This is a genomic window from Paracidovorax valerianellae, assembly GCF_900102625.1.
Lineage (GTDB): Bacteria > Pseudomonadota > Gammaproteobacteria > Burkholderiales > Burkholderiaceae_C > Paracidovorax > Paracidovorax valerianellae.
Map to the genome: position 1 here is coordinate 1 of NZ_FMZC01000031.1, position 11,369 is coordinate 11,369.

Here is an 11,369-nt window from a genome sequence, read left to right on the forward strand (position 1 = left end):
GATGGTGGTGCTGGCGCAGGGGCTGCCGTTGAATGCGAACGGGAAGGTGGACAGGAAGGCGCTGGCGCAACTGGGGATGGGGCAGGGCGCGGAGGACGGGGAAGCACAAGGAAGCGAAGGCGCTGCAGGACGGGTCTATGAGGCACCGAGGGGAGCGCTGGAGCAGGCGCTGGCGCAGATCTGGGCCCAGGTGCTGGGCCTGCAGCGCGTGGGGCGCCATGACAACTTCTTCGAAATCGGGGGACATTCCCTGATCGCGCTGCGCATTCTCGAGCGCGTGCGCCAGCAAGGCTGGCCAGTGCAAGTGCGCACCTTGTTTCAGCACCCGGAGCTGGCAGCGTTTGCGCAGGCGCTGTCGGAGCAGCAGGCCCCTGAAGACGTGCCGGTGCCGCCCAACGGCATTCCTGCCGGCGCAACGGAAATACGTCCCGAAATGCTGCCCCTGGTCGCGTTGCAGGCGGAGCACATCCAGCGAATCGCATCGCAGGTGCCGGGCGGGGTGCCCAACATCCAAGACATCTATCCCCTGGCTCCCCTGCAGGACGGCATGCTCTTTCACCACCAGTTGCAGCAGGAGGGCGATGCCTACATCACGCTGCATGCGCTGGGCTTCGACAGCCGGGAACGGCTGGAGCGATTCATCGCCACCTTCAACCAGGTGATCGAGCGGCATGACATTCTTCGCACGGCCGTGCTTTGGGAGGGCGTGCCCGAGCCCGTGCAGGTGGTCCATCGGCACGCGCCCTTGTTCCTTGAATGGCTGGACGAACCGCTCCAGTCGGGTGACATCTCGGTACCCCAGCCTTCCATCGCCGAGCGGCTGGCGGCAAGGGTGGACCCGGCGCGCCATCGCATCGATGTGCGGCGCGCACCGATGATTCATGCAGTGGCCGCGTACGACGCTCCCGCGAATCGCTGGTTGCTGCAACTACCCAGCCACCACCTCGTGCTGGACCACACCACGCTGGAGTTGATCCTCCAGGAGATCGCCTTGATCCAGCAAGGCCGTGCGGACGAGCTGGGCCCGTGCGTGCCATTTCGGCAGTTCGTCGCACAGGCACGCCGGGCCAACGGACAGGCCGACCACGAAGCATTCTTCCGCTCCATGCTGGGCGACGTGGACGAGCCCACGGCACCGTTCGGGCTGCACGACGTGCAGGGCGATGGCAGCCAGCTTGCACAGTCGGTGTTGCCGCTAAAAGCCACTCTGGCCTCGGCGATCCGGGCGGAGTCCCAGCGCCGCGGCGTGAGTGCGGCTACGCTGTTCCACCTGGCGTGGGGAATGGTGCTGGCCCATGCCACCGGCAAGGACGATGTCGTGTTCGGTACGGTGCTGTTTGGCCGCATGCAGGGCGGTAACGGTGCAGACCGGGCATTGGGATTGTTCATCAATACGCTGCCCTTGCGCGTGCGGCTGGGGGCACAGTCCGCGCGCGCCTGCGTCGCACAAACGCACCGCGCATTGACGGACCTGCTGCACCACGAGCACGCAAGCCTGGCACTGGCGCAGCGCTGCAGTGCGCTTGCCGGCAGCACCCCGTTGTTCTCGGCACTGCTGAACTATCGCTACAGCCCCCCGGCACAGGGGCCGCAGAGCGCCCTCTGGGAAGGCATGGAATGGCTGGGCAGCGAGGAGCGCACCAATTACCCGCTGGAGTTGTCGGTCGATGACCTGGGCGAGGGCTTCACGCTCACCGCCAAAGTCGACCGCCGGGTCGATGCGCAGCGCCTTTGCGAATGGATGCGGGCCGCACTCACCGGCCTGGTCAGCAGCCTTGCAGCCGAGCCAGACGCTTCCATCTGCGACGTGCTGGTGCTCGAGGGCGCCGAACGCCAGCAAATTCTGCGGCGGGGCACGAACCCACTGCGGTACGACAACGTGTTGCCCGTGCACCAACTGTTCGAGCAGCAGGCGCAGTCCCGGCCGCAGGCCATTGCCTTGATCGCAGGCGATGAGCAATGGACCTACGACGCGCTGAACCGCAGGGCAAATCAATTGGCGCACCGACTGGCCCGCCATGGAGTCCGGCCCGACAGCCGGGTCGGTATTGCCATGGACCGGTCCGCTGCGATGGTCGTTTCGCTGTTGGCGGTGCTCAAGGCTGGCGGTGCCTATGTTCCGCTGGACCCGCAATTGCCCGCACAGCGGCTGGCCCACATGGTGGCGGACAGCGGCATGGGCTGGCTGCTCACACAGCCGTCCGTGCGAGCCCATGTGCCAGTCGGGGCCGCCATGCCCGTGCTGGAGTACGACCCTGCCGATCTGGTGGATGAGCCGGTGCTCAATCCGCAGATACCCCTGCATGGCGACCACTTGGCCTATGTCATCTACACCTCGGGCTCCACCGGCATGCCCAAAGGCGTCATGGTCCGGCATGAAGCCCTGGGCCATTTCCTGCGCAGCATGCAGGAGCAGCCAGGCCTCGAGGCCGACGACGTGCTGGTAGCGGCGACCTCGCTGTCTTTCGATATCGCCGCGCTCGAGGTGTATTTACCGCTGATCGCCGGTGCCCGGCTGGTGCTGGCGTCGCGCGAGACGACACGCGATGCTGCGGCCCTGGGCCGGCTGATCGACGACTGTGGCGCCACCGCGTTCCAGGCCACGCCGGCGGGGTGGCGGTTTTTGCTGGCGGGCGGTTGGCGCCCATCGGCATCGCGCCGCCTTCGCGGTCTGTGCGGTGGCGAGGCCTTGCAGGCGGACTTGGCGCAAGCACTGCAAAGCCTCGGGGTTGAGTTATGGAACATGTATGGCCCCACGGAAACGACCATCTGGTCCACCGCGGGAACGGTAGTGGGCGCTCCACGGCTGGGCCAGCCGATTGCGGCCACCGGGCTGCAAGTGCTGGACGGCGCCTTGAACACCGCGCCCGTCGGGGTGGCCGGTGAACTGTTCCTGAGCGGCGTAGGTCTGGCGCGCGGCTACCAGGGCCGGGCGGCCCTGACGGCCGAGCGCTTTGTCGCCGGGCCGCAGGGCGAGCGCCTGTACCGCACCGGCGACCTGGTGCGCTGGGGTGCCGATGGACAGCTGGAGTACCTGGGCCGCATCGACCGCCAGGTGAAGATTCGAGGCCACCGCATCGAACTGGGTGAGATCGAAGCGCAATTGCTTGCGCAGCCTGAAGTGCGTGAAGCCGTGGTGGTAGCGCGCGAAGAGACCACTGGTGCGATGCTCGTTGGCTATGTGGTCGCTCATCCTGAACAGGCTGCCAGCCTGGAGCTGCTGACTGAACGGCTGTTGGTGAAACTTGGCGCTGTTCTGCCCAGCTACATGGTGCCGGCCGCGGTGGTGGTGTTGCCAGCGCTGCCATTGAACAGCAACGGGAAAGTGGATCGCAAGGCGTTGCCGGCCCCCGGCGCGATGGCGGTGCAAGATCGCGAGCCCCCCCAAGGCCCTTATGAAGAGGCGTTAGCTGCCATGTGGTCCGAACTGCTCGGCAGACAGGGGGTGGGCCGGACCGATCACTTTTTCGAACTCGGCGGCCACTCGCTGCTGGCGGCGCAATTGGTGTCACGCATCCGGCAGGCTTATGGCATCGATTTGCCTTTGCGCCGGATCTTCGAGCAACCCATCTTGCACGCCATGGCGCAAGACCTTCGCAAAGCGCATGGCAACGGATCGGCCGGCAGCCATGGGCCCGCACTCGCGCCAGTGGAACGCCGCCCGGCCATGCCCCTGTCGCCAGCCCAGCAGCGTCTGTGGCTCGTGGACCAGCTGCCAGGTGCTGCCTCGGGGCGCGCTGCCTACAACGTGAGTGCCGCGCTCACGCTAGTGGGAGCGCTGGACGGCCTGGCCTTGCAAGGCGCTCTCGACGAGATCGTGTCGCGCCACGAAGTGCTGCGCACGGGCTATGGACAGGATGACGAAGGCGATCCGGTCGCCCACATCCTGCCTGCACGCACGCTCGACATCGCGCTGCACGACCTCTCCGGATTGGATGCGCAGTCGCAAGGCGCCGCCGTGCAGGCTGCGTTGTCGGCCCACGCGGGAGCGCCTTTCGATTTGTCATCCGGCACGGTGTTCAAAGCGGCCGTGCTGCGGCTGGGCGATGAGCGCCACATGCTGCTGCTGTGCGTGCACCACATCGCGTTCGACGGCTGGTCGGAAGCTGTCTTCGTGAAAGAGTTCGTGGCGCTGTACGCTGCGTTGAAGGAGCAGCGCCCAGCGCCGCTGCCTCCGTTGCCGCTGCAGTACGCCGACTATGCGGATTGGCACCGACGCCGACTGGCTGCGCCCGACAGCGAGGCGCCAGCGTTCTGGCGGAACTATCTGGCCGGTGCGCCCGCTTTGTCTTCGCCGCCGCCCGACCATGAACGCCCTGCAATTGCATCCACGGCGGGTAGTTCCGTTCAGTTGCGCATTCCAAAGGCGTGCGCCGATGCGCTAGGCGCATTGGCCCGCCGTGAGCGGACCACGCTGTTCACGGTATTGCTGGCCGCTTTCACCCTGCAGTTGCACCGGCAGACAGGGGCAGGCGATCTGGTCGTGGGAACCGACGTCGCGGGGCGCAATCATCCGGATCTGGAAGGACTGATCGGCTTCTTCGTCAACGTGCTTCCGTTGCGCTCGCGCATGGAGCCCGGGCTGGACTTCATGCAGTGGCTGGCCCGCACCAAAGACAGCACGTTGTCGGCCTTCGAACACCAGGACGTGCCCCTGGACCGGATCGTGGAGCTGGCCGGCCTGCCGCGCACGCGCCAGCATGCCCCGCTGGTGCAGGTGCTGTTCGTGCTGCAGAACATGCCTCAGAGCCGTTTCGAACTGCCCGGTCTGGCCATCGAAATGGCGGCCCAGCCGGTGTCGACTTCCAAGTTCGACCTGGGGGTGTTCGTGGTCGAAGACGCGCAAGGACTGGGCGTGGAGTGGGTCTATGCCACGAGCCTCTACCAGCGCGAAACCATCGAACGGGCCAGCGCTGCATGGGCCGCCCTGCTGCAACAGGTGCCGGGGCACCCGAATCGCCCCTCGAAAGCTTCGCACTTCCCCATTTTCAGGAGCCTTCCATGACGCTGTCTTCACCGCTTGCGCCGAGCAAGCTGGAAAAACTCAAGAAACTCACAGGCAAGGGCCGGCCTGCTGCAGAGGCCCCGGTGCGCTCGCCTGTGCGCTTGTCCTTCCTGTCGGCCCAGCGGGACTTTCCGCTGGTGATCGAGGCCACTGGCACCGATCTCGACCCGGTGGCGTGGGCGCGTGAGCAACGCGGCTTCATCGAAAGCATGCTGCGCAAGCACGGCGGCATCCTGCTGCGGAACCTGGGATTGAACAGCCCTCAGGATTTCGAGGCGTTCGCCGAGACCATCGAGCCCGAGCTCTACGGCGGCTATGGCGACCTGCCGAAGAAAGAAGGAGGGCGCAACACCTACCGCTCCACCCCCTACCCGGAGCGCCAGATGATCTTGTTCCACAACGAGAGTTCGCACCTGGAGCGCTGGCCCCGCAAGCAGTGGTTCTTCTGCGAACTGCCGTCGCCGGTGGGAGGCGCGACGCCCATCGTCGATTGCCGCGAAATGCTGCGCCGCTTGCCTGCCGACCTTGTCGACGAATTCGAGCGCAAGGAACTGCTCTATGTGCGCACCTTCACGCCCGGCCTGGATGTGAGCTGGCAAGACTTCTACAAGACCGACCGCCGGGAAGTGGTGGAGCAACGGCTGGCCGCTGCGGGAATCGAATGGCGCTGGCTGGACGAAGACACCCTTCAAACCCGCACGCGCTGCCCGGCGGTGATGCGCCACCCGATCACCGGCGAACGTGTGTTCTTCAACCAGGTGCAGCTGCACCACGTGAGCTGTCTTGACCCCGAGGTGCGCGAAGACCTGCTGGCCCTTGTCGGCATCGACCGGTTGCCGCGGCATGTCTGCTACGGCGATGGCTCGCCGATCAGCGACGCGACCATGGCGGTGGTGGGCGAGGCCTACGAAGCCTGCGCCGTGCGGTTCGACTGGCGGCAGGGCGACGTGGTCATGCTGGACAACATGCTGGCAGCGCATGCACGCGACCCGTACGAAGGCCCTAGAAAGATCGTCGTTGCGATGGGGGCCATGTACGACCGCGCGGCCTTGCAGTCGCAGCCCGGCGAACGGTCCGGAACGCCTTCCACCGACATGGCGGTTTCCCCTTCCGTTGTCTCTTCGCTCGCGGATTGAAATGATGTCCACCTTGACCGATCTCGCCGAACCCACCTTTCCCCTCAGCCCCGAACAGCGGGCCTTGCTGTCGATGGCCGGTTCGGACCCTTGCGCCGCAGTATTGACCTTGGAACTTCGGACTCGCATCGATGGCGCTCTGGAGCCGCTGCGCCTGCGCGCCGCGGTGGAATCCACCGTGGGCACCCACGGCGCGCTGGCCACCGCGCTGCGTCCGGTGCCGGGGTATCGGGGGCTGCGCCAGCAGCCGCTGGACACGCAGCCTGTCCTGGATTGGCACGCCTGCGATCTGCGCGGTTCGGCGGGCGGCAGCGCGGCTCTGGATGACTGGGTGCAAGGTTTGGCTGCCGCGCCCATGGACCCCGCAGGCGCGACAGTCCTGCGCGTGGGCCTGGCCCGCACCGACGACGCACAGCATGTGCTGTTGCTCGCGGCAAACGCCCTGGCGGTGGACCAGGGCAGCCTTGCGTCGCTGCTGGACCAGATCGCCCTTGCCTATGCCAGCGAAGCACGGGGCGTGTCGGACGAGCCCTTTCAATACGCACAGTTCGTCGAATGGCGGCAAGACCTGGAAGAGGGTGAAGACGCGCTGCATGGCCAGACCTACTGGAGACGCCATGTGGAAGCCGCCGACACGCTGCCGCCGCTGCGCCTTGACGCATGGACCGGTAGCCAGGGGGGCGATCTGCCGGCGAGTCTTGAGTTGCGCCATCTATTGCCCGTCGATTCGGCTCTGGTGGATCGCATCGACGCCGCAGCCGCTGCAGCAGGAACCCACGTCCACACGCTGCTGCAGGCCGTGTGGTGGCTGCTGCTCTCGCGCTTGGGTCAGGAGAGCCGCTTCATGGCAGGCTGGCAGCACGATTGCCGGGATGACTACGACGTCATGCAAGGCAGTGTGGGCGCGTTCAGCAAGGTGCTGCCGGTGGCGGTGGATATTCCACCCACCGCCTGCTTCGCCGACTGGCTGAATCGTCTGCACGCTACCCTCGATGCGCACGTGCAGGCGCAGGAGTTCTGTCCGCTTGAAGCAATGGCGCTTTCCACGCACCCGCGCTGGGGTTTCCTGACCCGCCCTGCACCAGCGCGTCACACGGTGGGCGAAACAGTCTGGCAAGTGGAAAGCCTGGCCGTGCCTTTGTCGTGTTTCGATGGCGTACTGGATGTGCGGTGGTCCGCAGGACACCCCGCACGGCTGGGCCTCTACGCCGCGGCCGGCCGTTGCAGCGAGGCGGCTGCAGATGCATTGCTGACGCAATTCACCACCTTGCTCGCAGGCGTGGTGACGCAGCCGGACATACCTGTGGACAGTCTCTCTTTGGTGGGGGAGCGCGAGCGCGCATTGCTGCTGTCGATCAATCAGGCCACGCTGGATTTCGGGCCGTTGAATGTGGGCCAGCACATCGCCCGCTGGGCGGTGCTTACGCCGGATGCCATCGCCATCGAGTCCGGTGCGGAGGACCTGAGCTACCGCGAACTCGAAATTAGCGTTGCGCACATGGCGCAGGCGCTGCAGGCGCGTGGTTTGCCCGCTGGCGGCCTGTTGGCCATCGAGTTGCCGCGTTCGCTCGACCTGGTCGTCGCCATCCTCGCTGCCTGGCGTGTCGGGGCGGGGTACTTGCCGCTGGAGCCCGAATGGCCGCTCGCACGGCGCCAGGCCGTGCTGGAACATGCGCGGCCAGCCTGCGTGCTCCGAGCGCTTGCAGCCGACAGTGCGACGTCCTTGAAGGAGGCACAACCCTGGCGCGAAATCGTTCTGGCTGATGTTGCCAACGTGGCCGATCTGAAGGTGGATGCCCCGGCGGAGCCGGCTTCGCACCGCTCCGCGCAGGTGGACGATCTCGCCTACGTTCTCTACACGTCCGGATCGACGGGACAGCCCAAGGGCGTCGTGATCGGACAGGCGCAACTACTCAACTACGTAGCCAGCGCCACGCAGGCCATGGACCTGGGCCGGTGCCGGCGTTGGGCGCTCACCAGCTCGGTGGTGGCCGACCTGGGCAACACCGCATTGTTCGGCGCACTGTTCAATGGCGCCTGCCTGGTCATCGCAGGGCCAAACGATGTGAAGGATGCTCGGGCTTTCTCCGCATTCATGGCGCAGCGCCGCATCGATGCGATCAAGATGGTGCCTTCACACCTCGAAGCGCTGTTGGAAGACGAGGCGCCGGTGCTGCCGGAAACGTTGGTGCTTGGTGGCGAAGCCACGACTGGCGCGCTGCTCCAGCGCATCGAGCGCCTGGCGCCGAAATGCCGCATCTACAACCACTACGGCCCTACCGAAACCACGGTCGGGGTGATGGTGCATGCCCACCAGACTGGAAGCGAGACCCGCGGTGATGCCACGTTGCCGCTCACCCAGGTGCTCGCCAACAACCGCATCTACGTGCTCGACGAACAATTGCAACTGGTGCCTCAGGGCGGACGGGGCATGGTCTTCATCGGCGGTGCCCAGCAGTGCCGCGGGTATCTGCATCGCGAGGAAAGCGGTGAAGCGTTCCTCGACGACCCCTTCGTGCCAGGAGAGCGCATGTACCGCACCGGCGACCTGGCATACCGGCTGGTGGGGGGCGGCATCCGCCTGGCAGGGCGTGCAGATCATCAGATCAAGATCCGCGGCTTTCGCGTCGAGCCTGCCGAGGTGGAGGCTGTGCTGGTGTTGCACCCGCAGGTCTCGCAAGCCACGGTGATTGCGGTCACAGGCGAGGGCGGTGCGCCCGAGCTGGCCGCCTTTGTCGTGGCTGCTTTCGAGAGTGCCGGCATGGTTCCCCCCACGCCTGCAGCGTTGCGAAGCCACGTCGAAACCCGGCTGCCTGCGGCCATGGTGCCCGCACGCTGCGTGGTGCTGGCACGGTTTCCACGCCTGCCCAACGGCAAGATCGACCGCATTGCGCTGGCAGCCCTGGCGGCATCGGAAGGGCAGCATGCCCCGTCCGAGCTGCCGCGCAATGCGCTCGAACATTGGTTGGCCGAGGCGATGGCCCAGCTCCTGCAGCGCGAATCCGTCGGCGTGCATGACGACTTCTTCGATCTGGGTGCGCATTCACTGCTGGTGATCAAGCTGGTGGCCCGCATCCGCAAACAGTTGCAATTCGACGTTGCGCCAGGGCTGGTGTTCGATCACCCCAGCATCTCGGCACTGGCCGAAGCCTTGCAGCAGGGCGAGGGCGACCATGCGGCCCAATTGCAGCAGCGGGCGCAGGCCCAGCGTGATGCAACGTCACAGTCGGCGGTTGCCGCATGAGCCTGCACCACCTCGAAACGGACGACGCCATGGACTCCGCCGCGACCGCGGCGCTGCCGCACGCCAGCGTCCCGTCAACGGCGGCTGACCTGGCCTGGCGCGATCTGGAGAGCGATATGGCTCCTTGCACCCGGGCCGGTGAAGACCTTCCCCTGTCCTGCGCCCAGGAGCAGCTGTGGTTCTTGCAACGCTTGGTGCCTGGCATGACGGCCTACAACCTGCCCCGGGTGCTGAAGATCGACGGACCCCTGGATGCCGATGCGCTGGAGCGTGCCTTTCAGGCGGTGATTGCACGGCATTCGATCCTGCGCACTGCGTTCTTCGAGCGTGAGGGCGTTCCGGTGCAGACCGTTTCGCCGCAGGTGACGTTCCGTCTTGAGCAGATCGATGCGTCGAACGTTGCGAGCCGTACGCCGGAGGAAACCATCGAGGCCCTGACGCGCGATCTGGCATCGCACGTGTTTGCACTGGGCGCTGCACCGGCGTTGGTGGCGCGGCTCGTGCGGGTAGATGACCACATGCACTTGTTGGGCGTCTGCCTTCACCACATCGTGACGGACGCGGCGTCCAACCCGATCCTGGCGCGTGATCTCAGTACGGCCTACGGCGAAGCCCTGCGGCACCCGGGCACCGTGCGGTTGCCGGCGCTGCCCCTGCAGTACGCCGACTTCGCCGTGTGGCAAAGAAGTCAACTCCAAAGCGGTGGCTTCGCCCGCCAGTTGGTGTATTGGAATGCGCACCTGGGGTCAGACGTTCCCGCGCTGGAATGGCCCGTGGAGAGCGCCCGCGCCGAGCGGCAGAGTTTTCAGGGGGCATCGCTGAACTTCACCCTTCAGCCGGCCCTGTGCGAACGGTTGTTGCGGCTGTGCCGAGCCGAGCGCTGCACGCCCTTCATGGTGCTGCTGGCGGCGTGGCAGATGCTGCTGTGCCGCTACAGCGGGCAGACCGATTTCGGCGTGGGCGTGCCCAATGCCGGGCGGCACCACGAATCGCTGCGCGATCTGCTGGGCTTTTTCGTCAACACCCAGGTGTTCCGTGCCCGCCTGATGCCGCACCAGACCTTGCGCCAGGTGTGCCGCCAGGTCCGGGCCGACGCCCTCGCTGCGCTCGCGCATGCCGATCTGCCGCTCGAAGCATTGCTGGCCAGCCGCAAGGCCCCCCGCGAGGGAGGACGCAATCCGCTGTTCCAGGTGATGTTCAGCTGGCAGGTGGCCGACCCCTCAGTGACGCTGGACCTGCAGGGCGCGCGCGCGGAGTTCGTCGATGCCGGCCCAAATGGGGCAAAGGTGGATCTGTCACTCGGCGCCGTTCTCGACGGCGGAAAGATCCATGCGCGCCTGGAATACAACAACGACCTTTTCGGTCCGGAAGCCGCAGAGCGACTGCGCAATGGCTACGTACAAGTGCTGGAGACAATGGCGGACGCGCCCGACAGCCTGCTGGGCGAGTTGGACCTATTGACCGATCTCGAAAGAGGGCGACTGCAAGGGTGGGGCGCTCCCTCGCTATCGCCCCTGCCAGATGTACAGCCCGTGCTGTCCCTGCACCAGCGCGTGGAGCACCAGGCGCAGCAGCGCCCCCAGGCCACGGCCCTTGTGCTGGGCGCTCAGCACATGAGCTACGGCGAACTCAACCGCCAGGCCAACCGGCTGGCCCGCTACCTCACCGGGCACGGGGTCGGCCTGGAAACCCGGGTGGGCCTGGCCCTGGAGCGCAGCCTGGACACCATCGTCGGCATGCTCGCCATCCTCAAGGCCGGGGGCGCCTACGTGCCGCTGGACCCGCAGTACCCGGCCGAGCGCCTGGCCTACATGGCACAGGACAGCGCCGTGGCCCTCGTGCTCACCCACAGCAGCCTGCGCGAATCGCTCGCCTGGGCCGGGGAGCTGCCCACCGTCACCTTGGACACCCTGGACCTGCAAGGCGAGATCGAAGACAACCGCGAAGACAACCCCGGCATCGCCGTGCACCCGCACAGCCTGGC

At 66.4% G+C, this 11,369-nt stretch carries 4 protein-coding genes; all 4 read left to right on the top strand.

The window, feature by feature from the left end:
* On the top strand, window positions 1–5,005 hold a 5,005-nt coding region (locus BLT03_RS23395), incomplete at its 5' end, for a non-ribosomal peptide synthetase (RefSeq protein WP_092746178.1).
* Complete coding sequence (locus tag BLT03_RS23400) at window positions 5,002–6,141, top strand: TauD/TfdA family dioxygenase (RefSeq protein WP_175537854.1); 1,140 nt, start codon at window positions 5,002–5,004, stop codon at window positions 6,139–6,141. The genes BLT03_RS23395 and BLT03_RS23400, both read left to right, overlap by 4 nt.
* A 4-nt stretch (window positions 6,142–6,145) precedes the next feature.
* The gene (locus tag BLT03_RS23405; protein ID WP_092746180.1) at window positions 6,146–9,385 is read left to right on the top strand and encodes a non-ribosomal peptide synthetase; all 3,240 of its coding nucleotides are present in this window, start codon (window positions 6,146–6,148) and stop codon (window positions 9,383–9,385) included.
* Window positions 9,382–11,369 (top strand): condensation domain-containing protein (locus BLT03_RS23410; RefSeq protein WP_139160525.1); only part of this gene is annotated, 1,988 nt, incomplete at its 3' end. The genes BLT03_RS23405 and BLT03_RS23410, both read left to right, overlap by 4 nt.

What these genes read in the sequence shown, in the direction of transcription:
- BLT03_RS23405 (WP_092746180.1), top strand. Translation starts at nt 6,146, where the DNA reads ATGTCCACCTTGACCGATCTCGCCGAACCCACCTTTCCCCTCAGCCCC.
- BLT03_RS23400 (WP_175537854.1), top strand. Translation starts at nt 5,002, where the DNA reads ATGACGCTGTCTTCACCGCTTGCGCCGAGCAAGCTGGAAAAACTCAAG.